The organism is Actinospica robiniae DSM 44927 (assembly GCF_000504285.1).
Classification (GTDB): Bacteria; Actinomycetota; Actinomycetes; order Streptomycetales; family Catenulisporaceae; genus Actinospica; species Actinospica robiniae.
Map to the genome: position 1 here is coordinate 7,170,467 of NZ_KI632511.1, position 25,395 is coordinate 7,195,861.

The 25,395-nt window shown below is 71.8% G+C and carries 19 protein-coding genes; 11 read left to right on the plus strand and 8 right to left on the minus strand.

The features are described 5' to 3' along the window. Position 1: 1 nt before the first annotated feature. The 4 genes from ligD to ACTRO_RS30805 all read right to left on the minus strand — a co-directional run bounded on the left by ligD (position 2) and on the right by ACTRO_RS30805 (position 3,728). A complete protein-coding gene (ligD, locus tag ACTRO_RS30790) occupies positions 2-1,033 on the minus strand; it encodes a non-homologous end-joining DNA ligase (protein ID WP_034268725.1) in 1,032 nt (343 codons plus the stop codon). A gap of 105 nt (positions 1,034-1,138) precedes the next feature. Continuing rightward, complete coding sequence (locus ACTRO_RS30795) at positions 1,139-1,768, minus strand: alpha-ketoglutarate-dependent dioxygenase AlkB (protein ID WP_034268728.1); 630 nt, start codon at positions 1,766-1,768, stop codon at positions 1,139-1,141. Between the two features lie 52 nt (positions 1,769-1,820). After that, a complete protein-coding gene (locus ACTRO_RS30800) occupies positions 1,821-2,570 on the minus strand; it encodes an SDR family NAD(P)-dependent oxidoreductase (protein WP_157436551.1) in 750 nt (249 codons plus the stop codon). Between the two features lie 90 nt (positions 2,571-2,660). Next, complete coding sequence (locus ACTRO_RS30805; RefSeq protein ID WP_084316647.1) at positions 2,661-3,728, minus strand: sigma-70 family RNA polymerase sigma factor; 1,068 nt, start codon at positions 3,726-3,728, stop codon at positions 2,661-2,663. Positions 3,729-3,806: 78 nt separating this feature from the next. Here ACTRO_RS30805 and ACTRO_RS30810 point away from each other — a divergent pair, with 78 nt between their 5' ends. Then, entirely contained in the window at positions 3,807-4,214 is a 408-nt protein-coding gene (locus ACTRO_RS30810) for a VOC family protein (protein ID WP_051451644.1), read from the plus strand. On the opposite strand, the gene ACTRO_RS30815 is transcribed toward ACTRO_RS30810, so the two are convergent. After that, a complete protein-coding gene (locus ACTRO_RS30815; protein ID WP_034268733.1) occupies positions 4,193-4,675 on the minus strand; it encodes a carboxymuconolactone decarboxylase family protein in 483 nt (160 codons plus the stop codon). The two genes, ACTRO_RS30810 and ACTRO_RS30815, sit on opposite strands and share 22 nt — an antisense overlap. A 21-nt stretch (positions 4,676-4,696) precedes the next feature. Continuing rightward, positions 4,697-5,179: a carboxymuconolactone decarboxylase family protein gene (locus ACTRO_RS30820; RefSeq protein ID WP_034277474.1), complete on the minus strand. Its 483-nt coding sequence runs from the start codon at positions 5,177-5,179 to the stop codon at positions 4,697-4,699. Between the two features lie 181 nt (positions 5,180-5,360). Here ACTRO_RS30820 and ACTRO_RS30825 point away from each other — a divergent pair, with 181 nt between their 5' ends. From ACTRO_RS30825 to ACTRO_RS30870, 10 genes are all read left to right on the plus strand, one after another. Continuing rightward, on the plus strand, positions 5,361-6,269 hold the full coding sequence (locus tag ACTRO_RS30825; RefSeq protein WP_034268736.1) for an RNA polymerase sigma-70 factor: 909 nt from the start codon (positions 5,361-5,363) through the stop codon (positions 6,267-6,269). A gap of 61 nt (positions 6,270-6,330) precedes the next feature. Then, the gene (locus ACTRO_RS30830; RefSeq protein WP_211244471.1) at positions 6,331-6,648 is read left to right on the plus strand and encodes a mycothiol transferase; all 318 of its coding nucleotides are present in this window, start codon (positions 6,331-6,333) and stop codon (positions 6,646-6,648) included. A 94-nt stretch (positions 6,649-6,742) separates the two neighbouring features. Then, the gene (locus ACTRO_RS30835; protein WP_051451646.1) at positions 6,743-7,789 is read left to right on the plus strand and encodes a class I SAM-dependent methyltransferase; all 1,047 of its coding nucleotides are present in this window, start codon (positions 6,743-6,745) and stop codon (positions 7,787-7,789) included. Between the two features lie 623 nt (positions 7,790-8,412). After that, on the plus strand, positions 8,413-9,240 hold the full coding sequence (locus tag ACTRO_RS30840) for a PP2C family protein-serine/threonine phosphatase (RefSeq protein ID WP_211244472.1): 828 nt from the start codon (positions 8,413-8,415) through the stop codon (positions 9,238-9,240). Further along, positions 9,240-10,730, plus strand: coding sequence for an FHA domain-containing protein (locus ACTRO_RS30845; RefSeq protein ID WP_034268739.1), 1,491 nt, complete (start codon positions 9,240-9,242; stop codon positions 10,728-10,730). Before ACTRO_RS30840 ends, ACTRO_RS30845 begins: the two co-directional genes overlap by 1 nt. After that, on the plus strand, positions 10,727-12,088 hold the full coding sequence (locus tag ACTRO_RS44180) for a serine/threonine protein kinase (RefSeq protein WP_051451647.1): 1,362 nt from the start codon (positions 10,727-10,729) through the stop codon (positions 12,086-12,088). The genes ACTRO_RS30845 and ACTRO_RS44180 overlap by 4 nt, the downstream gene beginning before the upstream one ends. Positions 12,089-12,103: 15 nt before the next feature. Continuing rightward, on the plus strand, positions 12,104-18,343 hold the full coding sequence (locus ACTRO_RS50520) for a fibronectin type III domain-containing protein (protein ID WP_051451648.1): 6,240 nt from the start codon (positions 12,104-12,106) through the stop codon (positions 18,341-18,343). A 76-nt stretch (positions 18,344-18,419) separates the two neighbouring features. After that, entirely contained in the window at positions 18,420-19,703 is a 1,284-nt protein-coding gene (locus ACTRO_RS30860; RefSeq protein ID WP_063628101.1) for an AAA family ATPase, read from the plus strand. A gap of 5 nt (positions 19,704-19,708) precedes the next feature. Further along, positions 19,709-21,049 (plus strand): DUF58 domain-containing protein, encoded by a 1,341-nt coding sequence (locus ACTRO_RS30865; RefSeq protein ID WP_157436552.1) that lies wholly within the window; start codon positions 19,709-19,711, stop codon positions 21,047-21,049. Then, positions 21,046-23,418 (plus strand): transglutaminase-like domain-containing protein, encoded by a 2,373-nt coding sequence (locus ACTRO_RS30870; RefSeq protein ID WP_034268745.1) that lies wholly within the window; start codon positions 21,046-21,048, stop codon positions 23,416-23,418. Before ACTRO_RS30865 ends, ACTRO_RS30870 begins: the two co-directional genes overlap by 4 nt. A gap of 285 nt (positions 23,419-23,703) precedes the next feature. Here ACTRO_RS30870 and ACTRO_RS30875 read toward each other — a convergent pair whose 3' ends face one another. Then, positions 23,704-24,609, minus strand: coding sequence for a nucleotidyl transferase AbiEii/AbiGii toxin family protein (locus tag ACTRO_RS30875; RefSeq protein WP_034268748.1), 906 nt, complete (start codon positions 24,607-24,609; stop codon positions 23,704-23,706). Then, complete coding sequence (locus tag ACTRO_RS30880) at positions 24,609-25,220, minus strand: type IV toxin-antitoxin system AbiEi family antitoxin domain-containing protein (protein ID WP_034268751.1); 612 nt, start codon at positions 25,218-25,220, stop codon at positions 24,609-24,611. The genes ACTRO_RS30875 and ACTRO_RS30880 overlap by 1 nt, the downstream gene beginning before the upstream one ends. Positions 25,221-25,395: the final 175 nt, after the last annotated feature.

Here is a 25,395-nt window from a genome sequence, read left to right on the forward strand (position 1 = left end):
GTCAGTCCGTCTGCCGGGCCTTCGACGGCTGCACCCGCTTCGGCTCGCCGGGCATCTTCGGAAACTCGGGCGGATAGGGCAGATCCCCGAGGCCCCGGTCCTGTTCATCCCGCTCGGCCATCTCCAATAGCGCGTCCAGCGTCGCGGCCGACTCGTCGATGGCGTTGTGCGCGTCCCCGCGTGAGGCCAGCAGCCCCGGCACGGTACGCACGGTGAAGTCCTCCGGCGTGACGTCGCCTAAATCGCTCCAGCGCACCGGCATCGAGACCCGGGCATCGGGCACCGCGCGGGTGGAATAGGCGGCGGCCAGCATCCGGTCGCGGGCCATCTGGTTGAAGTCGACGAAGATCTGCGCGTTGCGCTCCTCCTTCCACCACGACGTGGTGAACAGCGCGGGCCGCCGCCGCTCGAGCTCCCGCGCGAGCGCGATCACCGCACGCCGAGTGGAGATGAACGACCACCGCGGCTCGATCCGCACCAGGACGTGCAGCCCGCGCCCGCCGGAAGTCTTCACGAACGGCACCATGCCCAGCTCCGTCAGCAGCGCCCGCGCCTCCATCGCCGCCTCGACCACCTCGGCGAATTCCGTGCCCGGCTGCGGATCGAGGTCCAGCCGCAGCTCGTCCGGGTGGTCCGTGTCCTCGCGCCGCACCGGCCAAGGATGCAGCTCCAGCGCGTTCATCTGCACCGCCCACACCACCGTGGCCGGCTCGGTGACGCAGACCTCGTTGCCCGTGCGCCCGCTCGGAAAGGTGACCTTCACGGTCTGCAGCCAATCCGGCAGCCCCTTGTTCGGAGCATGCTTGGTGTAGAACGAGTCGCTCGCGCCCGGATCCGCCCCCAGCCCGCGCGGAAAGCGATGCAGCGCCATCGGCCGCCCCGCCAGCGCCCGCATCAGCCCCTCGCCCACCGCGACGTAGTACTCGGCGACCTCCAGCTTCGTCACCCCGACCGCCGGGTAGCAGACCCGCTCCGGCGAGGACACGCGCACGCTGCGCCCCGCCACCTCGACGAAGGTCTCGCTGCTGCTCATGACCGCAGGCTAAGCGCCCGGCCGCGCCGCCGCATGCCGAGCGCTTCCCCGTTCGGCTCGCGCCCCGACGCCGTCAGCCGACGCCCGACGCCCGACCCGACGCCGTCAGCCGACGCCCCTCGGCCGGAACTGGGCGCTGATCCGCGGCCCCACCGGCCGCGCCGTCTTCGGCACCGCGTGCTCCCAGGTCCGCTGGCAGCTGCCGCCCATCACCACCAGGTCGCCGTGCCCCACCTCGTGCCGCTGCACCGGCCCGCCGCCGCGGGGCCGCAGCGTGAGCGTGCGCGGCGCCCCGAGCGAGAGGATCGCGACCATCGTGTCCTCCGTGCGCCCGCGCCCGAAGGTGTCGCCGTGCCACGCCACGCTGTCCCGCCCGTCCCGGTACAGGCACAGGCCGACGCTGCTGAACTCCTCGCCCAACTCGGCCCGGTAGTGCGCGTTCAGCAGCGAGCGGGCCTCGTCGAGCGCGGATTCGGGCAGCGGGTCCGCCTCGCGGTAGGAGCAGAGCAGCCGCGGCACGTCGACCATCCGGTCGTACATCCGCCGCCGCTCCGCCCGCCACGGAACCCGCTCGAGGAGCTGCGCGAACAGCTCGTCGGCGCCCGTGATCCAGTGCGGCCGCACGTCCAGCCAGGCTCCCTCGGTCAGCTCGACGCGCTGCACCGTGGCGCCGAGCGGCCCGATGGCGATCTCGTCCGCGATGTCCAGCAGCGAGCCCTGCAGAGTTCCGTGCATGGCTCCATGGTAACCCGTGATCGAACGGGTGTACGAAGAAATTTCAGCGACGTCACCCGAGCTGTTCGAACGCCTCCGCCGTGACGCAATACGCCGCGCCGTTCTCGCCCTTGCCGCGTGCCAGGTCGAGGACGGCGGCGCCGACCTGTTCGGGGGAGAGCTGCCCGGGCCCGCGGCGGCGCAGGAACTCCGCGACGTCGATCCCGAGCCGGCGGGCGTACGCGTCGACGGCGGCCCCGCCGAGCCCGGTGGCGTCGGTGAGGTCCGGCAGCAGCGAGAGGAACCGGATGCCGAGCCCCGCCCGCGTCGACTCGTCCGCGGCGTATCCGGCCACGAAGCGCACGGTCGCCTTCGCCCCGGCATACCCCCCGCTCAACGGCGATCCGCCGATCGCCGCCCGGCTGGACACGGCGATCACCGTGCTGCCCGGCTCGAGGGGTGCGAGCAGCGCCTCGCGATGGAACGCGAACGCCTGGCGCACGTCCGTCTCCCACGCCGAGCTGAACGCCTCCCAAGTCAGCTGCTGCAACGCCCGCGGCAGTGGCCGGGCGCCCGCGTTGAGGACGACGAGGCCGGGGCGGTAGGCGTCGAAAAGCCGCCCGGGCAACGTGAAGTCCGTCACGTCGGCAACGCAGGGCTCGAAGCCGTCGCCGAGCAACTCGGCCGTCGACTCCAGCGCCGTGCGGTCCCGCGCCACCCCCACAACCCGCGCCCCCGCGCCGACCAGCGAGGCGGCGATGGCGCGCCCGAAGCCGCGGCTCGCCCCGGTGACGATCGCGGTGGTGCCGGAAAGCTCAGTCATGATCGATGCCCTCTTCCGCATAGGTGGTGACCTTTCGAAAGTGCAGATCCGCCCGGCTCTCCGAACTCATCGCCGCCCAGACACCCCCACTCACCTCAGCCCGAAGAGCTCGAACAACGACGGCTGCAGGAACACGTGGATGCCGCCCAACCCCTCCGTGGTCGGCTCCAAGAGGTGGATCCCATGCGGCGCCCACACCCCGTCGCCGTCGCCGGCTCCGTCCTCGCCTTCACCTTCGCCTTGGCGCAGGTACGAGGCGTACCCCGCCAACCCGTTCGCCGCGATCGGAACCATGCGTAGACGCCGCCCCTCGACCGCGACACGTCCGGCGAGGAACCGTCCGACCGCCTCACGCCCCTGGAACCAGGTGAGGTAGGGCGGCATCTCAAGCCGGACATCCTCACGCAGAATGCGTGTCAGCCCTTCGATGTCGGCGCGTTCGAAGGCATGCAGGTAGCGCTCCAACTGGCGCCGGCGTTCGGGTTCGGTAGGCTCCTGCGGCCGATCCGGCGCAAGCGCACGCGCGTCCTCAAGCTGCGCGCGAGCGCGTTGCAGAGCACTGTTGACGCTCGCCACTGTGCTCTCGAGGATTTCAGCAGTCTCCTTCGCCGAGAATGCGTAGACGTCGCGCAGAATCAGTGCCGCACGCTGCCGAGCCGGCAAGAGCTGCAGGGCACTGAGAAAAGCGAGCCGGACGCCGGCCCGGTCGACCACCGCGTCCGCCGGATCCGAGACGAAGAGCGAATCAGGTGCAGGCTCAAGCCAAAAGGCCTCATCCGCGGCCCGCTCGAGTGACGTATCAGCGTCCGCCGACGGCGCCCCGAGTCCGGAGGGCAGCGGCAGCCGAGCCCGCCGTTCCAACGCCCGCAGGCAAGCGTTCGTCGCGATCCGATAGAGCCAGACCCGCACCGACGAGCGCGATTCGAACCCCTCCCGCCCCCGCCAGGCCCGCAGCATCGTCTCCTGCACCGCATCCTCGGCGTCGTGCACCGAGCCGAGCATGCGATAGCAGTGAGCAAGCAGCTCGCGCCGGTACGGCGCGGCAAGGTCGGCCATGTCCCCAGTGTCAACCGTCGCGGTCATCGGCACCCGCCTCTTCCTCTGACTCGAGCTTTCGTGCCCCGCCGAGTACCGATCCGCGAGCCCGCCGAAACTCATCGGCGGGCTCGCTCGTTCCGGCCCTGCCGGGCTAGTATCTTGATATCGAGATACTAGCCCGCGCTGGAGGCCCCACCCATGACCACGACACCCGCGTCCGCCCCCGCCTTCTCGTTCGCCGCGATCGACCACGTCCAACTCGCCATCCCGCCGGGCGGCGAGCAGCAGGTCCGCGCCTTCTGGGGCGAGTTGCTCGGCTTGGCGGAACTCCCCAAGCCGCCGGCCCTCGCCCCCCGCGGCGGCTGCTGGTTCCAAGGCCCTGCGTTCCAGCTCCATCTTGGCGTCGAACAGGATTTCCACCCTGCCCGAAAGGCTCACCCCGGCTTCCACATCCGTGGCCTACGCGCGCTCGCAGAGCGCCTGACCGACCACGGCTACCCCGTGACCTTCAGTGACGAGGTGCCTGGCCAAGACCGCTTCCACACCGTGGATCCGTTCGGCAACCGGCTCGAATTCCTCGAGCCCTACGCCATGTCCGCGAACTGACCCGGCTCGTAGCTCCCGCCGGGATTGCGCACGATCACGTTGAGCCGGTTGTTGGCGTTGATCATCGCGACCAGGGAGACCAGCGCGACGATCTGATCGTCGTCGTAGTGCGCGCGCACACGCTCCCACGTCTCGTCACTGACACCCCCGGCTCCGTCGGCAATCCGCGTACCTTCCTCGGCCAGGGCCAGCGCCGCGCGTTCGGCATCGGTGAACACCGTCGACTCGCGCCACGCCGCGACGAGGTTGAGCCGAACCGCGGCCTCGCCGACGGACGCGGCGTCCTTGGTGTGGTAGTCGACGCAGAAGCCGCAACCGTTGATCTGACTGGCCCGCAGCATCACAAGGTTCTCGGTGGCTTGGGGCAGCGCCGAATCCGTGATGGTCAGCGCGACGGCGTAGATCCGCTTCGCGATCCTGGCGCCGAGATCGTTGCCGAGGAGATCGAATCGGGGCTCCATAATCAGGCTCCTTAATAGCTGCTAGTTGAGGTTGTCGGGCCGGTAGTCGCCACCGGGCTGCCGGACGATGACGCTCATCCGGTTCGTCGCGTTCATCAGGGCGATGAGGATCACCAGATCCGACAGCTGGTCCTCGTCGAAGTGCGCCCGCGCCTGCTCCCAGGTCGCGTCGCTGACCCCGGCGGCCCCGTCGGCGATCCGCGTGCCCTGCTCGGTCAGCGCCAGCGCCGCGCGTTCGGCGTCGGTGAACACCGTGGTCTCGCGCCAGGCGGCGACGAGGTGGATGCGCGCGAAGCTCTCCCCGGCGGCTGCGGCGTTCTTCGTCCACACGTCGGTGGCGTAGGCGTCACCGTTGACCTGGCTTGCCCGCAACAGCACCAGCTTCTGGGTCGTCGCGGGCAGGCGGGACTCCTGCAGGATCGTCTTGCTTGCGGCCCCGAAGTGCCCCGCCGCTTTGGCTGCGGTCGAGTTCGGGTTGCCGAACAGATTCAAACGAGCGGTCATCGAAGGAAGCTCCTTGCGCATCGATTCGGTCGAAGTCGAACAGGAGATGCCGCGGACCCCTCCGGCGTGACAGCCCTCCGATGTGGCCTACGTCACGAGCGTCGGGTGTCACGGGCGCGACGGCAGCGGCATCTTGTGTGCGGTACTAGGAAGATCCGCAGCCGGGAAACGGGAACTGATCATGAGTGAGCGCACCGAGCAGATCACGCAGACCACGGAAGCCACCGAGACCTTCGTCCTCCACCGCAATCTGCTCTTCACCGTCGCCTACGAGATGCTCGGCTCCGCCGCCGACGCCGAGGACGTGCTGCAGGAGACGTGGCTGCGGTGGGTGCAGGTCGACCTCGCGACCGTGCAGGACCAGCGCGCCTACCTCGTCCGCATCACCACCCGTCAGGCACTGATGCGGCTGCGCTCACTCCGCCGCCGCAAGGAGTCCTACGTCGGCCCGTGGCTCCCCGAGCCGCTGCTGACCGCCCCCGACGTCGCGCAGGACGTCGAGCTGGCCGAAGGCGTCTCGATGGCGATGCTGCTGGTGCTGGAGACGCTCACCCCCACCGAGCGCGCCGTGTTCGTGCTCCGCGACGTATTCGGCCTCGAATACGGCGAGATCGCCGAAGCCGTCGGCAAAACCGCCGCCACCACCCGCCAGATCGCCCACCGGGCCCGCAACCACGTCGCCGCCCGCCGCCCCCGCGAAGCCGTCTCCCAAGCCGAGAACCGCGCCGCCCTCGGCGCCTTCCAACGCGCCGTCGAAACCGGCGACATGCGGAGCCTCCTCGACCTCCTCGCCCCCGACGTCGTCTTCCTCAGCGACGGCGGCGGCCGCGTCCAAGCCGCGCTGACCCCCGTCGTCGGCGCCGCCCAGGTCAGTACCCTGCTGACTGCCGGCCTCACCCGCCTCGCCCGAACCGCCGCCGTCCAGCCCGCCGAAGCCAACGGCCACCCCGCCCTCATCGTCCGCATCGACGGCCAGATCGAAGGCCTCCTCGCGGTCCGCACCGAAGCCGGCGTCATCACCGGCCTCTACTTCGTCCGCAACCCCGAGAAGCTCTCCCGCCTTGAACAGGAGACTGAGTTGCGCCGGTAAGTGCATCTCCGGCCGCGTCGCTACGCTCGTGCCATGACATGGATCGCTCCACATCACCGAGGTGGAGCGAAACTGGTTCCGACGGCGCTTTGCCGGCCAAACAGTGGATGCCGTCTACTCGAATCCGCTTCAGCCGGAAGCAGCCTTCGACGACGCCGCCGCCGCGCATGCCGAGCGCGACTGGTCAGCCCTGCTCGATGAGCAGGAGCGGGCCCGGCGTGCTGTCGCAGAGCTGCCGCTCGACGCGATCTTTCATAGTGAGCGATACGGACCCATGACGTTGCGCTGGGCGTACCTTCACATGATCACCGAATATGCCCAACACAACGGCCACGCCGACTTGCTGCGCGAGAAGATCGACGGCGTGACCGGGCTTTAGCGTGGCATGCCGGAGGGTCGGCTGGACCGGATCTTTGCGATTCAGTATGCTGCCAGCCACTCAGCTCTAGCGACCAACACTGAGGACGTGTGATATGTCGCCTGAAGCCGCGCTCGGCGCTTGGCCGACCGACGGACTCCAGTCCGTGCCCAGCTGCCCGCTGTGTGGCAGCGAGGAGCGAGAGCTGGTGCACAAGGACATGACCGACCTGCTCTACTTCTGCGCTCCCGGCGAGTGGACGCTCTTCCGCTGCGCCCAGTGCCGCTCGGGCTATCTCGACCCGATGCCCACGCCGGAGACGCTGAGCCTGGCCTACCAGACGTACTACACCCACGAGACCACCGCACCTGCGGCGGTCGGGGCGATGGCGACGCTACGGAAGTCGGCCACCAACGGTTATCGCAACCTGCGCTTCGGTACGAAGGACCGTCCGGGCCCGCGCGTGTTCGGCGCGCTCGTGCCGCGGCTGACGCCCGCGTGGGCGACGACGATGGACTGGGAGTGCCGCCACCTGCCCAAGCCCAGGGCGGGCATGCGGTTGCTGGACGTCGGTTCCGGCAACGGCCACTTCCTCGACTTCGCCCGCAAATGCGGCTGGGAGGTCGCCGGCGTGGACCTGGACGAGCAGGCGGTCGCTGCGGGCCGGTCGCGCGGCCTGGACATCCGCAACGGCACGATCGAAGCGATCGGCGAGGACGAGCAGTTCGACGGCATCACCATGGGCCACGTGATCGAGCACGTCTACGACCCGCACGCCCTGCTCGCGGCCTGCTACCGGCGGCTCAAGCCCGGCGGCTGGATCTGGGTGGACACACCCAACATCGACTCCCTCGGCCACGGCAAGTACGGACCCCACTGGATAGGAGTCGACGCGCCGCGCCACCTGATCCTGTTCACCCCCGCATCGCTGACCGACGCGCTGACCAAGGCCGGCTTCGTCAACCACGAGCGGCTGCACGCCAAGCTGGCGGCGACGTACAACTGGGCGGCGAGCGAGTCGGTCGCCGCGGGCAAGGGCATGGGCGGCGCCGACGAGTTCCGCGCCTCGGTCAAGAAGCCGGCGATGGACGCCGTCGGCCGCGAGATGGCCGACCCCGACATCCGCGAGTGGCTGACAGTCCGGGCGTACAAGCCGGCGTAAGGAGCCGAAGTCGTTCAGGTGACCGGCGAGTTCGGCCCACCGAGGACGTACCAGAGCACAGCCATGGCGCTCTGGCCCTGAGGCGCGGGCTCGTACGCCGCCTCCGAGGCTCGACATTGCCATTTCTTTGATCTTTCATTGCCTGGCGCACCGGCTCCCTGAGCCCAGTGGCAAAGCCTTGAGGTAAAGGGCTATTTTCAGTGAGAGGCCGAGGCGGCGGCCCTGAGCTGCGCTCCTTCCCACGATGCGGACATCCGGTGTCACAGAGTACGGATGTTTCGGTGACCGAATCGTAATGCGGCAGATTTTACGAGCCCGTTCAACATCCTTATGCCACACGCTACGGTGGCCCGGTCGGCGGGTGGACTGACTGGTGGAGGGGGTGGGGTGGAGATGCCGATCGGTGCCGATCCGGGCCGTCTGGACGCTTTCGGGGCGCAGATGGGCTCGCGTGCGCAGTTGATCGAAGTGATGCGGCTGCGGGCGGCCGGCGTGCCGGACCGGCGTCGCTGCTCGCCCGGGGTCTGTGCCGGGCGGAGAAGTTCGGGCAGGCGGGGGAGCCGGTAGCGGGGCAGGGCGGCAAGGGGGCGGCGATCGCAGTGGACGAGTAGGGACGGTGGTTCGTGTCGGACGGGGTGCGCAACCTGGCGGGGTCGGTGGCGGGTATCGACATCAGCGCCGGGGCGGCCAGTGACACCGGGCTGGTCCGGCTCGGCAACGAGGACTGCGTCTTCGTGGGTAAGACCGTGTTCGTGGTCGCCGACGGGATGGGCGGGCACGCGGCCGGCGAGGTGGCCAGCGAGCTCGTCGTGAACCGGCTGGCGGGGCTCGACGGGCGGGGCGACCTCAAGCTCGAGGATCTGCGCGAGGGGATCCTGCAGGCGAACGAGGACGTGCTCGAGTATGCGCGGCGGAATCCGCAGCACGAGGGCATGGGTGCGACGCTCTCCGGGATCGCCCTCGCCTGGTATGGCGGAAGCCGGCACTGGGTCGCCTTCAACGCGGGGGACTGCCGGGTCTACCGCTATGCGCACGACGCGCTCGTGCAACTGACGACGGATCACACCGAGGCGGCCGAACTCGTCGCCGCCGGGGTGCTGGACCCGTCGCAGGCTGCCGGGCATCCGAGCCGGCACATCGTCACGCGGTCCCTCGGGTCCCGGCCCGCGCCCGAGGCTGATTTCCGGTTGCTGCCACCGAGTGCGGGCGAGGTGTTCCTGCTCTGCTCGGACGGATTGTTCGGCGAGGTCGCCGACGCGTCCATCGCCCAGGTGCTGCGGGCCGAGCCGTCTCCCGCTCGCGCCGCTGCCGCGCTGATCCGGCTCGCCGTCGACCACGGCGGGCGCGACAACGTCTCCGCGGTGGTGGTGCTGCACGCGGGCGCCGAGCAGCGCGACGCCGCCGGCGCGGATGAGCGGACCATTCCCCGTCAGCCTCCGGAGGAGATGTGATGGCCGCGTCGAGTACGCGTTACCGGCCCGGGCCGTGGACCGCGGTGGTGCGCCCCGGTGTCTGGCTGCTCGCCCACAGCGCGCCCGAGGACTCCGTCGTCGAGCGCATCTGGCTGGCGCTCGAGCAGCCGGAGGTCGAGACCGGGGCCTTGCTCGCGGAACTCGTCAAAGCGAACGAAGGCGTAGCGGACGGCGGGTTCGCCTTCGTCCGCAGCGGCGCGCAGGCGACGGACGTGGTGGTGGGCGGACAGGGCATCGCCGAACTCATCGACTCGCAGGGTGAACTCAAGGTCTTTACCGTCGACGAGGCGGCCGGAGGCACGACCTCGGCGCTGGTCGACGCGTGCGCGGCGATTCGGCTGCGATCCGCTGTGGTGGCCCAGGCGGAGATCTCCCTGCCGGTGGACGCGGCGGTGGTGCTGGCGTCGGCCATCGAATACAGCGCGGCGGAGGACCGGCATCCGGCGCCTGAGCCGACTGCGGCGGAGCCGATCGCGCCGGATCCGACCGTACAGGAATCGGTGCCGCCGACGGCCGAACAGCAGGGCTCTGATGCGCGCGGCGAGAACGGATCCCTCGACGACTCCATGGAATCGGCGGGGGTGCTCGCGGCCAACGACCTGGACTGGATGACGGCCGGACCGGCGCAGCCGCCCGCACAGCCGCCCGCGCCGCAGGCTGCGGCCGAGGCCGGGTCCGGCGGCTGGCCGGAGGCGCAGGAAGAGCCCGTATACGCTCCGCCGCAGCAGCAAGATCAGTACGCTGTGCCGTGGGGCGCGCCGGAACAGCCTTTCCCCGTCTACGACGAGGCCATGGCGCAGATTCCCCCGCCGCCCGGCCTGCTGCCCGCGGCGGAACAGACCTTTGCGACCGTGCACCCGGACCAAGCGCCGGGCGCGGCGCTGCCGATGCCGCAGGGCCCGCCGATCCTGGTGGGGCCGCCGATGCTGCCCGCGCCGTCAGGCCCGCCGATACCCCAGCAGGGGTTCGCCGTGACGGAGCCGCCGCAGCCCGGCTTCGGTGTTTCGGACCAGCCGCTGGTGGCCGCCGTCTACTGCCCCTACGGGCACCTGACCCCGGCCGGGTCCACGCAGTGCCGCCGGTGCCGGACCGCGGTGGCGCCGCAGGAGCCGTTCACCATCACGCGCCCCTGCCTGGGCAGGCTGCGGCTGTCCAACGGCGAGATCTACCCGCTCGACCGCGACGTGGTGTTCGGGCGCCGGCCGGAGGTGCCGGTGGGCCGGCCCGGCCCGCAGCCGAACGCGATCGCGCTCACCGACGACCGGGACGTCTCGCGCAGCCACGTCGAGATCCGGCTCGACGGCTGGCGGGTGCTCGCGGTCGACCTCGGCTCGGTCAACGGCACCCAGCTCGCCTGGCCGAACCTCGCGCCGCAGCCGCTGCCGCCGCGGACGGAGCTGGAGATCGTGCCGGGCTGCGCGCTCATCCTGGCGCCGGACGTGTGGATCCACTTCGAGGAGGACCTGTGATCGGCCAGGCGCCGCCGCTCGGCGGGTACAGCGCGGGCAGGGTGCTCGGGCAGGGCGGGTACTCGGTCGTCTACCTCTACCGGGACGAGAGCCTCGGCCAGGAGGTCGCGGTCAAGGTCCTGACGCTGCTCGACGAGAGCGCGCGCGGCCAGTTCGCCGACGAGATCCGGCTGCTCTCCTCGTTCGGCGACGACCCGCTGATCGTGCCCTTCGTGCGCCACGGCGTGCTCGAGGACGGCCGGCCGTACTTCGTCATGCGCTACTGCCCCGGCGGCAGCATCTCGAGCTGGGTCGGTGACGGCCTGCCGGCCGCCGAGGTGGTCGAGACCGGGCTGCGGATCGGGCGGGCGCTGGACTCGGTGCACCGAAAGAACTGGCTGCACCGCGACATCAAGCCGTCGAACATCCTGGTCGACGAGACCGGGCACGCGCCGCGGCTGTCCGACTTCGGCATCGCCACGCCGAGCCGCTACGGCGTGGCCGGCCCGGGGGATCCGCCGGTGTCCATCGCCTGGTCGGCGCCAGAGGTGATCGCCAAGCAGAGCAGCGGCAGCGTCGCCTCCGACCTCTACTCGCTCGGTGCGACCCTGTGGCATCTGCTCACTGGGCACGCGCCGTACGAGATCCCCGGCGGGGACAACCGGGCCGAGGCGCTGGAGCGGCGCGTCATGGGCAGCGCGCTGCCGGTGCTCGGCCGGGACGGCGTGCCGACTGCCCTCGAGCACCTGCTGCGGAACCTGCTGGCGAAGGAGCCCGGCAGACGTCCGGGCAGCGCCGCCGACGTGGTCAGGGTGCTGGAGCTGATCAAGGCGCAGCTGCGCGCGGCAGAGCGGCCGCTGACGGTGTCGCCGCAGGCCGCGGTGATCACCGAGAGTCCCGCGCAGGTCCCCCGCGCCGCCGAAAGCGGCCCGAGCGCAGGTTTTTCCGGACGCAAAGCCCTGATTGTCTGCGCGGCCGTGGTGGTCGTCGCAGGCGCGGTGGCGGTGGGCGCGGGGCTGAGCGACCATGCCGGCTCGGGTACGGCCTCGGCCCAGGCCGGCTCGCCGACCGGCGACGCCGTGCCCGGACCGCAGGACCCGGGCCTGGCCGGCGAGCAGGTGCCGGCCGGCGTGCCGAAGATCAAGGCGGCCCGGACCGGCTCGGGCACCCTGCGCTTCAGCTGGACCTACACGGCGCCGGAGGCGAGCGACACCTTCGGCTGGCGCGTCGTCGGCACGACCCGGACGGGCGTGGCGCAGACGGCGGCGATCGACTTGTCAGACCCCGCGGGACAGCGGTTGTGCATCCAGGTGCGCGTCCTGCGGGCGGGGGACGGGGACCAGGATTCTGCCTGGTCTCCCGCGGACTGCGGGAGTTAAGAGATGAGACCTTTGATGAGGCCGTCGGCGCGCGGGCGCGGGCGCGGCGGGCGGGCGGCGACGGCGGTCTCCGGCGCCGTGCTGGCCGCCGCCGTGGGCGCGCTGCTGTTCATGGCGGTGGACGCGCCGGGTGTCCCGGTGCAGCACGCCGCGCTCAACAACGGCGGTGTGTGGGTCACCAGCGACGGCGACGGGCTGTTCGGCCGGCTGGACAAGCCGGCCGGCGCGCTCGACGCCGCGTTCGCCCCGCCCGGCGAGAGCCAGCAGAGCTACCAGCTCGACATGCTGCAGGACGAGTCCGCGGTGGTGGCCTGGGACCAGGGCTCCGGCAAGCTCTACCCGGTCGACTCGGCCCACGCCTCGAGCCTGACCGACCAGGCGGTGCCGGTCTCCTCGGCGGAGCAGGTCGGCTTCGCCGGCGGCACGGTCGCCGTGCTCGACCCCTCGACCGGCCAGGTGCACGCCCAGCGGTTCGATCCGACCGCCAGTCTCAGTTCCCTGTCCTCGCTGCAGTCCGACGGGCCGGCGCTGGCCAAGCTCGGCGCCGCGTCCTCGCCGAACGCCGAATCCCTCGCGGTCGGCCAAGACGGCACTGTCTACGCCGTGGCCGCTTCCGGCAAGGTCGCCACCATCACGCCGAGCGGCACCGACGGCTTCGCCCCGGTCTCCTACACCAACCTCGGCCAGAGCCTCACCGCGCCGAAGGTGACGTCGGTCGGCGGCGAGATGGTGGTGCTCGACGCGGCCGACGGCAAGCTGTTCCTGCCCTCCGGCCGGACCGTCACCGTCCCCGACGTCGACGCGCGCACCGAGCTGCAGCAGCCCGGCCAGGCCGATCCGTCGGTGGTGCTGGCCACCTCGCGCAACCTGCTCACCGTCGACCTGGCCGCCGGGACCATCAGTACCCTGTCGCAGGTCGGCGCCGGCGCCCCGGCCGCCCCGGTCCGCCTCGGCGTGTGCGTGTACGCGGCCTGGGCGCACACTCCGGTCGGCTACGTGCGCTCCTGCGACGGCAGCCCCGCCGTGCACGGAGGACTGAGCGGGCTGGAGGAACTGCAGGACCCGCAGTTCCGGGTCAACTGGAACCAGATCGTGCTCAACGACCTCGCCACCGGCGCGCTGTGGGACCTGTCCGACTCGAAGCAGGTGTCCGACTGGGCCGCCGTGCGTCCGCCCTCCGCCGCGAAGAACTCCTCGAGCAGCCAGAACAACGTGGACCAGCAGCAGGCTGCGAACCTGCCGCCGAAGGCCGCCGACATCACCCTCGGCGCCCGGCCCGGACGCACCACTGTGCTGCACGTGCTCGACGTGGACTCCGATCCGGCCGGCGCGATCCTCGCGGTGCAGAGCGTCTCAGCCCCCGATGACTCCTCGGCGAAGCTGCAGATCGCCCCGGACGCGCAGAGCGTCGAGATCACCCTGCCCGCCGGGACCTCGACCGCCGCCGTCCACTTCCAGTACACCGTCGCCGACCCCAAGGGCCTGTCCGCGAACGCGACGGTGACCGTCGAGATACGTACCCCGGCCGAGAACACGGTGCCCGCCCTGCGCAACGGATTCACCGCGCGTACCTGGACCGTGCCCTCGGGCGGATCGCTCGAGATCCCCGTGCTCCAGGACTGGCGGGACTTCGACGGCGACCCGGTCGGCCTGGTCGCCGCCACCGCTTCGGCCGGATCCGCCGCGGCCACCTCGGACGGCTTCATCGAGTACACCGCCCCGAGCGAGGCGGGCTCCCAGACCGTGCACTACCAGGTCTCCGACGGCGTCGGCACGCCGGTCGCCGGCACGCTCTCGCTCAAGGTGCAGAGCGCCACCGACACCACCGGGGTCGCGCCGGTGGCCGAGCCGGACATCGCCCGAGGCGAGGTCGGCCAGCCGATCGTGATCCACCCGCTGGCCAACGACCTGCCCGGCGCGGACCCGCACAACCGCGGCGCCACCCTGCAACTCGCCGATCCGGTGGCCGCGCCCGCGAACACCACCGTCAGCACCGACCAGACCGAGGGCACCGTCCAGCTCGTGGCGAAGCGAGCCGGCACCTACCTGCTCGACTACACCGACCAGTTCGGCGACGCGCCGTTCGCCACCGGCAAGATCCGGGTGGACGTGCTTCCCGACCCGGCCAGCCCGCAGCCGCCGGTGACCATGCCGACCGTGGCCGTCCTGCGCGGCCAGCAGCCGGTCACCGTGGACGTGCTGGCGCAGGACTTCGACCCCTCCGGCGCGCTGCTCGAGGTGCAGCAGGCGGCGCCGGTGAACGCGGACTCGGGCCTGCAGGTGGGCATCGTGGACGGCCGCTGGCTGCGCATCAGTGCCCTGTCGCCGCTGGCCGCGATCACCCCGCAGCTGGTCGACTACACCGTCACCGACGGCGTCACGGCGCCGGTCACCGGCCAGGTCTCGGTGACCCGGCTGGCCGCGCCGGCCACCGACACCCCGGTCACCGTGCCGGCCTACGCCACGGTGCGGGCCGGGGACACCGTCACCACCGACGTGCTGGCCAAGGACATCGACCTGGCCGGCGCCCCGCTCTCGCTCGCCCCGGACGTCACCGGCGCGCCGGCAGCCGGCCAGCTCGAGGTGCTCTCGCCCGCCGGTACCGCCGGCACGGGCAACGGATCCGCCTTCACCACCGGCGACCTGGTGACCTACGCCGCCCCGCGCACGGCCGCCTCCCCGGTGGTCGAGACGGTCGAATACCTGGCCAAGGACACGCTCGGCGGCCAGGCCATGGGTTACCTGTACGTCACGGTGAACCCGGCGCCGACGGCCATGAATCCGAACAAGGCGCCGGCCCCGCTGCCGGTGGAGGAACGCACCGTGGCCGGGGAGAGCATCACCGTCCCGATCGCGACCAGCGGCATCGACCCGGACGGGGACTCGGTGACCCTCACCGGGATCACCTCCGCACCGACCCTCGGCCGGATCCTGTCGCAGAACGCGACCTCGCTGACCTACCAGGCCTTCCCGACCAGCGCCGGCACGGACAGCTTCGGCTACCAGGTGTCCGACCGCTTCGGGGCCGTCGGCCAGGCGACGGTGAGTATCGCGGTCGTCCCCCCGGCCGCCCCGCAGCCGCCGATCGCGGCGGAGCAGGACGTCACGGCGGCGCCCGGCGCCCAGGTCGGCGTCGACGTACTGGCCGCCGCGGTGGCCGCGCCCGGTGACACGCTCACGGTGACGCCGCTGGCCACCCTCAACCGCAACCTGCCGACCGGAGTGTCGCAGAAGTCGTCGACCTCGCCGATCATGGTCACCGCGCCTGCGGCGGACGGCAAGCCGCTGGTGGTGACGTACGGCATCAGCGACGGCGTCAACCCCGTGTCGGTGGCGACGATCACCGTGCACGGCCAGAACGGCTACCTCAACCCGCCTTCCGCGCTGCCGGCCTACGCCACCCCGCAACCGAAGCAGACCACGATCACCGTCGACGTGGCCGACGACATCAGCACACCGGACGGCTCGGCCACCGGGCTGACCGTGACCCAGGTCTTCAACGCCCCGAAGGCCACGATCGACGGAACCAAGATCGTCATCCCGGTGACGGCCGCCGCGCAGACCCTCGCCTGCCAGGTGCGCGACGGGGCAGGGGCGACGACGATCGGCCGGATCTACGTCTCGGCCCCGAGCGCCGGCGCGCCCTACGCCAAGCCGGGCTCGCTGATCTCGGTCGACGCGGGCGGCACCAAGACGGTGAACCTCGCCGACTACGTCGCGGACCCGGCCGGCAAGCCGCTCCGGCTGACCACGGTCGACGAGATCTGGGCCGCCCCGGTGACCGGGCTCAAGGCCGCGCCGCAGGGCACGAACGGCCTCGTGCTGACCGCGCTGAGCGGTTACACCGGCCCCGCGTCGGTCACCTTCCAGGTGACGGACGGGTCCTCGCTCACCGACCCGCACGGCGTGTTCGCCGTGATCACCATCCCGGTGCAGGTGGGTCCGGAGACCCCGGTCCTGCACTGCCCGTCCGACCCGGTGCGGGTCGTCGAAGGCGGACCCACGGTCAGCCTGGACATCGCCTCGCTCTGCCACGTCTGGACGGCCCAGGCCGGCGCCGCCGCTTCGCTGCACTACACCGCGCGGTGGCAGGGGGCTGCGGCCGGACTGAGCGTCGCCGGCTCCGGCACCCCCACCCCGAGCGTGACCGCCGACTCCTCGGCCACCGGCCAGACCAGCGGCACCCTGGAGATCGGGGTGGCCGGCTCGCCGGCCAAGACCTCGCCGCTGACCGTGCAGGCGGTCGCCGCGGCGGCCCCGACGGTGGCCCCGATCACGATGAACGGCGTGCTGGCGGGTCAGACCGCGACGATCGACGTCGCGCCCTACATCAACTCCCCGCTGCGCCAGCCGGCCGACTCGGTGGTCTCGGTCACCGAGTCCTCCGGGATGCCCGCCTCCGCCGCCCCCTCCGGCAGCGTCGTGCGGATCACGCCCGCCGCCACCGCGCACGGCACGATGACCTTCACCATCGTGGTCAGCGACGTCGCCCAGACCTCGCGGGCGGACCGGCACGGCATCGGCCAGATCACCCTCAACGTGCTGGGACCGCCCTCCGCGCCGGGCACCCCGGTCGTCGGCGCCACCGTGCTCAGCGACTCGGCCCAGCTGTCCTGGACCGCGGCCGCCCCCAACGGCGCGCCGGTCACCGCCTACCAGGTCGACTACGCGGGCGGCTCGCAGACCTGCCCGGCGTCGCCGTGCCTGATCACCGGGCTGCACAACGGAACGACCTACCACTTCACGGTCAAGGCGCAGAACGTGGTGGGCTGGAGCCCGGAGAGCGGGCAGTCCGGCCCGGCCACGCCCGACACGGTGCCGGGCGCGGTCACCGGGCTCGCGGTGGCCGATCCGCAGAACGGCACGCTCGATGTGAGCTGGAACGCCGCGCCCGACGCGGGCACGCCGGTGAAGGACTACGCGGTGACCTGGGCCGGCGGCGGCAGCGCCACCGTGGCGGGCACCTCGTTCACCGCCACCGGCCTGAACAACGACACCGTCTACACGTTCACGGTGATCGCGGTCAACGACCGGGGCCCCGGCCCCTCGGCGAGCGTGAGCGGCGAGTCGGCCGGCGCGCCGCCCCGCCCGGCCGCACCGAGCTTCTCCACCACCGAACTGGCCGGCTCGAACTCCCGGGCGGTGACGGTCTCCTGGACCGCCGTGGACGCGAACGGCCCCGGCCCGACCACGTACACGGTCACCCGGACCGGCGGCGGAACCGACACGGTGTGCTCGAACGTGCAGGCGACGAACTGCCTGGACGCCGGGGTCGCGAACGACGGCACGGTCTACACCTACACCGTCACCGCGATGAACGCCGACGTCTCGCTCGACGCCACGGCGCACACCTCGCAGCCGAGCCCCGGCACCCAGATGGAGGCGACGGCGACGCCGGACGCGATCGGCAACCTGAGCGCCAAGGCGACCGGGGTGAGCCAGCAGGCCACGATCACCTTCGACGCGCCCGCCTCGCACGGGGCCACGTCCACGGTCACCTGCAGCTACGGCGGAAACGCCTGCGGCACCTGGACTTTCCCGACGAGCGGGCAGAACGGGGTGACCGAGACCATCAATGGTCTGCCGAACGGCAGCAGCGAGACGGTCTCGCTGCAGGACTGCAACGGCAGCATCGGCGGCCAGGACGCCGGGAACCAGTGCGACGACGCGGCCACCGCGTCGGTCACCACCTACGGCCCGCTCTCAGGGCTCTCCATCAACACCTCGGCCAGCGGCCAGACGGTGAACTTCACCGTGTCGGTGAACCCGAACGGCAAGGCCGCGACCGTGCAGGTCACCACGAGCAAGCAGAGCCAGACCTTCACCACCGGCACCGGCGCGTGGAGCTGGAGCAGCAGCGACACCATGGGCTACAGCGCCACGGACACGATCAAGGTGACCGTCTCCGACTCGGGTCGCAGTTCCCTGTCGCAGACCGCGTCGCAGTCCACTCCCGCACCTCCGGCGACGGTCACCGTCAGCCGGGGCGCGGGGTGCGGCGGCGGTGGCGGCTCGGCCTGCGGCGGCACCAGCGGTTCCTGCTCCGACAGCTCGTGCGGGTACGTCCACGTGCAGACCGCGAACTTCAGCGGCAGCGTGACCTGTTCCTTCACCAGCACCCACGGCGGCAGTTTCGGCGGCAGCGAGAGCTACGGCGCCAACCAGTCGAAGGACGCGAACGACTACTTCGGCTACCCCGGCTACACCGTGACGGTGACCTGCGGCGGAGTGTCAGGGTCCTACGTATGGCCGTGATCTGCGCACCCCCGCCGCGCCGCGGCGGCCCGACGAGCAAGCACGCACACCCGATCACGCAGGAGGCAGGACGGACATGACGATCACCGACGAACAGGCCGAACGCTTCGCCGAGACCTTCAACCGGCTGGTCGACGCCGTCGGCGGCGCGATCCTGGGCAAGGACCGGGTGGTGCGTCTGGCGCTGACCTGCCTGCTCTCCGACGGGCATCTGCTGCTCGAGGACGTGCCCGGCACCGGCAAGACCTCGCTGGCCCGGGCCATCGCCAACGCGGTCCAGGGCACCACCGCCCGGATCCAGTTCACCCCGGACCTGCTGCCGGCCGACGTGGTCGGCGGCGTGGTCTACAACCAGAGCACCCAGCGCTTCGACTTCAAGCCCGGACCGGTCTTCGCCTCGATCGTGGTGGCCGACGAGATCAACCGCGCCTCGCCCAAGACCCAGTCCGCGCTGCTCGAGGTGATGGAGGAGGGCCGGGTCACCGTGGACGGCACCTCGCACGAGGTCGGCCGCCCGTTCATGGTGATCGCCACCCAGAACCCGGTCGAGCACGCCGGCACCTACCCGCTGCCCGAGGCCCAGCTCGACCGCTTCCTGATGAAGACGGCGATCGGCTACCCGGACCAGGGCTCGCTGGTGGCGCTGATGTCCGGCGCGACCGTGCGCGACCGGGCGGCCCTGGTGCAGCCGGTCATCGCCGACGACGCCTTCGCCCGGATGGCCTCGTTCGCCACCGGCGTGAGCGTGCGCGAGGAGGTGCTGGTCTACCTCAGCCAGATCGCCGAGGCGACCCGCGAGCACAAGTACGTCGACCTGGGCCTGTCCACCCGCGGCTGCATGGCCTACGTCCGGGCGGCGAAGACCTGGGCGATCGCCCAGGGACGCGCCTACGTGATCCCGGACGACATCAGGGCCCTGCGGAATCCGGTGCTGGCCCACCGGCTGCTGCTGAGCGACGAGGCGCCGTATCACGACATCACCGCCGACCAGGTCATCGACGAGGTCTTCGAACTGGTGCCGCCGCCGCTGTTCCGCGGCGGCCCGGTCTCCGGCGGGGAGCAGGACTTCACCCGGCGCCTCGGCGACTCCCTCGGGCCGGACGAGCACACCCGGCGCCTCGGCGGCGTCCCCGGACCGGACGAGCACACCCGGCGGCGCGGGGAGTACGCGCCCGCCGCGCAGTACCCGGCCGCCGGGCCCGGGCCGTACCCGGCGAGCGTGGTCGAGGACGTGACCCGCCGCCGCGAGGGCGAGAGCGCCGCCGCCGTCGACGAGCACACCCGCCGCCGGGAGAGCGCCGCGGCCGTGGACGAGTACACCCGGCGGCGCGAGAACCCGTACTACGGACAGGGTCGGTGACGACGGTGGCCGGTACCCAAGCGGCGCTCGGCCCGGGCGGTGGCGGCCGGGCCCGGGCGGGTGGCCTGATCCGGCCGGCCCAGTGGTCGCGGGCCTTGGCCCGGGCGGCGGCGCCGGCCGTGGACCTGCTGCGGGGCTCGGCGTGGGTGCGCGCCGCGCTCGCGGCCTGCGCCGCGGTCACCCCGACCGGCTGGGCCGTGCTGGCCGGCTCGGTCGCGGCGTGGCTCGCCTCCGGCCGGCTGCACTGGAGCGAACTGCGGCTGATCGCGGTCATGGGCCTGGTCGTGTTCGTGCTCTGCTGCGCCATGGCGCTCGGCCGCAGCTCGCTGCAGGTCGCGCTGAAGCTGAGCGCGCAGCGGATCACGGTCGGCGGCGTCAGCACCGTCACCGTCGAGGTGCACGAACCGATGGAGCGGCGCCGGTTCCACCTGGTGCCGGCCCGGCTGCGGGTCCCGGACGGCACCGCGGCCGGACGCAGCTTCGACCTGCCGGTGCTCGGCCGCGGCATGGCGCACCGGTTCGACCCCTTCGAGGTGCCCGGCGCCCAGCGCGGGGTGATCGAGCTCGGCCCGGCCACCGCCGTGCGCGGGGACCCGTTCGGACTGGTCCGCCGCCGGCTGCTGCTGGCCGACCGGCGGGAGGTGCTGGTGCACCCGCTCCGGATCAACCTGCCCTCGCTCGGATCCGGGGTGCTGCACGACCTCGAGGGCCGGGTCACCGAGCACGTCTCGGCCAGCGACCTGGAGTTCCACACCCTGCGCGAGTACGTGCCCAGCGACGACGCCCGGCACATCCACTGGCTCTCCTCCGCGAAGGTCTCCTCGGCCCGGCCGGACAAGCCGTTCATGGTGCGCCGGTTCCTCGAGACCCGGCTGACCCACCTGCTGCTGATCGTGGACGGGGAAGCGGGCTCCTACACCGACCCGGAGCAGTTCGAGACCGCGGTGAGCGCCGCGGCGTCCATCGCCGTGCGCGCGCTCAAGGACAAGCTCCAGGTGACGCTGCTGGTCGCGGACCGGCTGGCGCACGAGCCGAGCCCGATGCAGGCCCTCGACGCCTGCGCCCGGGCCCGCTTCGGCGCCGGGACCGGGCTGTTCGGGCTGATCGCCCGCGGCCTGCGGGTGGCGCCGCGCACCACCTCGGTGATGATCGTGACCGGACCGGTGCGCGACTATCCGGAGCTGCGCAAGGTCTGCAGCCGCATCCCGCGCGGGCTGCGTGCGACCGCGGTGCGCGTCGACCCGGCCCACCAGACCGGCGTGACCGCCTCCGGTTCGCTCAGGGCCCTGTCGCTCAAGCGGATCGAGGATCTTCCGCTGCTGGTTCGCGAGGCGGTGTCCGGATGAGCTCCCGTGCCCCCCGTCGCGCGGCGGCCGGTCCGGATCCCTCCGCGGTGGCCGTCGACGAGGCGTTCCTGATCGGCAGCTGCGCCCTGGCGCTCTACGCCCTGCGCAGCACCTACAGCGGGTGGGTCTTCCTGCTCGCCGGGCTGGCCGGGGTCCTGCTCGCGCTGGCCGTCGTGCGCGCCGCCGCCTGGGTGACCCGCTCGGTCACCGTCGCGGCCCTGCTCGCCACGCTGCTGTACCTGCTGCTCGGTCCACTGCTCCTGACGGCCGCGGCCGGCTCGGGCCTCGCCGCGCCCGGCGTGTCCACGGTCCGCACCGCCGCACTCACCGCGATCCGTTGCTGGAAGCAGCTGCTGACCACGCAGCCGCCGGTCGGCGACAGCGCGGAACTGCTCGCGGTGCCGCTTCTGCTCGGCCTCGCCGGCGCCTTCATCGGCGCCGTGCTGATCCGCCGCGCCCGCACCGGCGCGGCGCCGCTGGCAGCACCCTTATCCGTGCTCGTGCTCGCCTTCGCGCTGGGCACGCACAGCCCGTCGAACTGGCCGGTGACGGCGTTGGCGCTCACCGCCGGACTGCTGGTGTGGACGGCGCTGCGCAACCACCGCGGCGGCGGCTCCGTGGCGGTGCGCTCGGCCCGCGCGCTGCGCATCGCCGTGGCCACCGTGACGCTGTTGGTGGCGGGCGGGGTCGCCGCCGCCGCACAGTCCTCCGCGCCGGGGGCGCAGGGCCAGGGCCGCTCGATCCTGCGCACCCGCGTCGAGCCGCCGCTGAACGTGGACGACTATCCCAGCCCCCTCAACGGATTCCGCAAGTACACCAAGGACGCGGACCTGCTCTACAGCCAGAAGCTGCTGACCGTATCCGGCCTGCCGGCCGGTACTCCGCTTCAGATCGCAGTACTCGACGACTACAACGGCTGGGTCTGGGGCGCGGTCAATCCGGCGGACGGCGACGCGTTCGCCCGCCTCGCCGCGAGCGAGGTGCCGGCCGAGTCCGACCCGTCCGCCGCCGGCCCGGGCGCCACCGTGAGGATCACCGTGGAAGCCGGCTACGCCGCGCCGACGGACCTCGACGTGTGGCTGCCCACCGCCGGCGACGTGCACGGGATCTCCTTGTCCGGCCCCGATTCGGCCGGGCAGACGGCAGACCTCTGGTACGACTCGGCCACCGGCTCGGGCATCGTCACCAGCGGGCTGGCGGCCGGAAGCACCGTGGTGCTGCAGACGACGCCGGCGCACACCACGTTGACCGCGTCCGACCAGCCCTACGCCTCCGGCACGTTGACCGACGGCTACCAGGCCCAGTTCGAAGCGCGCGCGGCCGCCTGGGATCAGGGGGCGAACGGCCCGATCGCCGAGATCGAGGCGATCGCCTCGTACCTGCGGCGCAACGGCGCCTACAGCGACGGCGGCGCGGGCCAGGGCAACTACCTGCCCGGGCACGGCATCGGCCGGCTCACCTCGTTCCTCAACGGGCAGCAGCCGGTCGGGGACGACGAGCAGTACGCCGCGGCGCTCGCGCTGATGGCCGAGAGCCTGGGCCTGCGATCCCGGGTGGTGTTCGGCGCCGTGCCCGAGGCGGACGGGGTCGTGCGCGGCTCGGACGTGCACGCCTGGGTGCAGGTGCGGATCGTCTCGGGCGCCTGGGCGGACATCCCGTACACCCAGTTCATGCCCGATCCGTCCAAGGCCCCGAAGCCGCAGCCGAAGCAGAACACGCAGCAGAGCTCGGGCACCGTAGTCCCGCCGCCGGACGCGGCCGCCGCACCGAACACGCCGGTCGGCTCCGGGACGAGCACCCGCGGCGGCGACCACGGCGGCCAGCACGCAGCCGCCCCGCCCGGCTGGCTCGGCCCGCTGCTGCGCGACCTAGGCCTGGCCGCCTCGCCGCTGCTCGCGCTGCTCCTCGTCGCCGGACTGATCCGGGCCGTCAAGGGGACGCGGCGCAAGCGCAGACGCACCCGCGGGCCGTCGGCGGACCGGTTCGCGGCCGGCTGGCTGGACCTGGTCGACCACGCCCGGGACCTCGGCATCCGCATGCCGCCGAAGCTGACCCGGCGTCAACAGGCCGAGCGCCTGCCGGACTCCGCCCTGGCGGCCCTCGCCGCGACCGCGGACGCGGCGGTCTACGGACCCGGAGACCCGGCCGAGGCGGCCGTGGCCGGCTACTGGGCCGACCTCGACCGGGCCAGGTCCGCCCTCAGCCGCCAGGCCGGCCGCCGCGCCCGCTGGCGCGCCGCGTACAGCCTCGCCAGCTTCCTGCCCGAGACGCGCAGGCGGTCGCGCGGCCGCCTGCGCAGCCCGGCCTCGCCGTCGCCGCGTAATGGGACGCCGCGTGCTCAAGCGGTGGCCCGCATGAGCAGCGAGTAAGCAGTCTGCGAGATGGATCGCCCCGGGTCGGCGAGGTGCCGGCCCGGGGCGATTCGATGCTCTGCGGTTCTCGCCGCGGCTCCAGCGCTGTGCATTCTGGAGTGTTCGATGGCTGTGGTGTGGCGGTGGTCGGTGTCTCGTGCCGCTGTGTCCGGTGCGGGTGGGTAGACGGGCTTTCCGTGCCACACCCACCCGCCCTGCGCACGGTTTCCAGGGTGCTCTGCTCACATCGGCGGCCTGAGGCGTGGCGCAACCAGAGGATGACCATTTCTTGGCCGCGGTGGGTTATGACGCCTGCCAAGCCCTACTGTCCGGATGCCAACTGAGACCCTGTACCCCGCTGGTTGCGAGGGGGTCGGCAAACGCGGCCACGACGCGGATGAGGTCCGCGAAAGCCTCAGGGTGGTTCTGGGCCGCCTCACCTTGGCGCCGCCGCCAGGCGGTGTATGGGGCTTGGCGTCGCGTGGGCAGGTCGGAGATCGCTTCGCTGAGCGGGCGCAGTTCGATGCCGCGGTGGTCGGCGGTGTTGCGGAGGGCGGTGGTCAGCTCGTCGCCGTCGAGGTGGTGGCGGGTGATGAGCTGGTAGAGGTCGGCGTAGTCGCGGTCGCGGGTGTTCAGGTCGCCGAGGGCGATGGCAGTGGAGAGTTTCTCGGCGATGACGGTCGCGATCGGGTAACCGTAGAGCGTGAAGGTCCCGTCGCCGAGTGCCTGTGGGTATTCGATGAGCGTGGGCGACGGGGTGACCGGGTCGCCGAAGCTGACGTCGAGCTGCAGTTTCAGCCGTGCGCGGCTGAGCGCGGCGCTCATGGCCAAGCGCAGTCCGTGGTACTCGTCGTCTTGCCGGATGGGCACGGTCGTGATGGTCTTCGGCTCGAAGGTGACGCCGTCGTCGATGTCGGTGGCCGCGATCTCGGTGATGCGGCGGATGATCTCCTGCTCGTCTCCGGGGAATGCGCGGCCGAGGATGTCGATGTCGCGCGTGATGCGGCGCGCGCCGAACTGGGCGAGCAGTAGTCCGCCTTTGAGGACGAAGTGTTCCCCGCCGAGCGGGTGGACGCTGACGCGGTAGAGGAATCGCTCGAGCAGGTACTCGAGCATGACCTGGTCCGTGGGCGCGCCGCTGCGGCGGGCGAGGTTGCGCAAGTCGTTGTAGATCAGGCCGGCGGTTGTCTCGCGGGTGGGGTTGGGCATCAGGCGAGCACCGCCTCGATTGCAGGGCGGATCGCGGACATTCCCCCGAGTTCGCGCGCCGCGCGCTGAAGGTCGGCGACGCCTTGCTGGCCGGTACGGCGCAGATAGCGGTTGAGCGCGGAGAGAGCCAGGCTGCGTCCTTCCGCCCTGCCTAGGCGCATGGCGTCGACGACCGACCTGGCTGTGGTGTAGATCGGGACAGTCTCCTGAGGGGTCACCTGGAACCGTTCAACCATGAAGTCGAAGGTGACGGCGGCGTACTGGGAGACTTTCGTGGACGGGTAGCTGATGGCTGGGCGATGGCTGCCGCGCGGGACCGCGATGTGCACTTCGTGAGGGATGTCGTCGATCAGTTCGTGCAGGCTCAAAGCGGATTCCCCGCACACGACCGCTTGGGGGGCTCGCGCGCACACGGCGAGCAGGTCGAGGTGCGCGGTCGGCTCAGCGTCGGCGCGACGGTAGACGCTGCGCGAGAGCTCGTCAATCTCGCCCGCCTCGCGGAGTACCACCAGATCGCGCGCAGACAGCCGGGCTTCGTACGCCGCGCGTGCGGTGAACGTCGGTGGAAGGTGCGACAGCCGTTCGGACAGTCGCCTCTCTGAACCAGCCATGTATGAAATCCTACCCACGGAAGCCACGCCTGGGCAGAATTAAAACCATTTCAGCGCGATCGACCTAGCCCAAGCGCGCCGATCGCGAGCGCGGGCTCCTCCGGAAGAGGGCAGCTGGGCCGCGGGAGTTCGCGGCCTACGCGGCTGTGCGGTCAGGGCGTCCCTGTCATCAGTA

What these genes read in the sequence shown, in the direction of transcription:
- ACTRO_RS30805 (WP_084316647.1), bottom strand. Translation starts at nt 3,728, where the DNA reads ATGAGTTTCGGCGGGCTCGCGGATCGGTACTCGGCGGGGCACGAAAGC.
- ACTRO_RS30845 (WP_034268739.1), top strand. Translation starts at nt 9,240, where the DNA reads ATGGCCGCGTCGAGTACGCGTTACCGGCCCGGGCCGTGGACCGCGGTG.
- ACTRO_RS30815 (WP_034268733.1), bottom strand. Translation starts at nt 4,675, where the DNA reads ATGGAGCCCCGATTCGATCTCCTCGGCAACGATCTCGGCGCCAGGATC.
- ACTRO_RS50520 (WP_051451648.1), top strand. Translation starts at nt 12,104, where the DNA reads ATGAGGCCGTCGGCGCGCGGGCGCGGGCGCGGCGGGCGGGCGGCGACG.
- ACTRO_RS30860 (WP_063628101.1), top strand. Translation starts at nt 18,420, where the DNA reads ATGACGATCACCGACGAACAGGCCGAACGCTTCGCCGAGACCTTCAAC.
- ACTRO_RS30825 (WP_034268736.1), top strand. Translation starts at nt 5,361, where the DNA reads ATGAGTGAGCGCACCGAGCAGATCACGCAGACCACGGAAGCCACCGAG.
- ACTRO_RS30810 (WP_051451644.1), top strand. Translation starts at nt 3,807, where the DNA reads ATGACCACGACACCCGCGTCCGCCCCCGCCTTCTCGTTCGCCGCGATC.
- ACTRO_RS30800 (WP_157436551.1), bottom strand. Translation starts at nt 2,570, where the DNA reads ATGACTGAGCTTTCCGGCACCACCGCGATCGTCACCGGGGCGAGCCGC.
- ACTRO_RS30820 (WP_034277474.1), bottom strand. Translation starts at nt 5,179, where the DNA reads ATGACCGCTCGTTTGAATCTGTTCGGCAACCCGAACTCGACCGCAGCC.
- ACTRO_RS30870 (WP_034268745.1), top strand. Translation starts at nt 21,046, where the DNA reads ATGAGCTCCCGTGCCCCCCGTCGCGCGGCGGCCGGTCCGGATCCCTCC.
- ligD (WP_034268725.1), bottom strand. Translation starts at nt 1,033, where the DNA reads ATGAGCAGCAGCGAGACCTTCGTCGAGGTGGCGGGGCGCAGCGTGCGC.
- ACTRO_RS30880 (WP_034268751.1), bottom strand. Translation starts at nt 25,220, where the DNA reads ATGGCTGGTTCAGAGAGGCGACTGTCCGAACGGCTGTCGCACCTTCCA.
- ACTRO_RS30875 (WP_034268748.1), bottom strand. Translation starts at nt 24,609, where the DNA reads ATGCCCAACCCCACCCGCGAGACAACCGCCGGCCTGATCTACAACGAC.
- ACTRO_RS30835 (WP_051451646.1), top strand. Translation starts at nt 6,743, where the DNA reads ATGTCGCCTGAAGCCGCGCTCGGCGCTTGGCCGACCGACGGACTCCAG.
- ACTRO_RS30795 (WP_034268728.1), bottom strand. Translation starts at nt 1,768, where the DNA reads ATGCACGGAACTCTGCAGGGCTCGCTGCTGGACATCGCGGACGAGATC.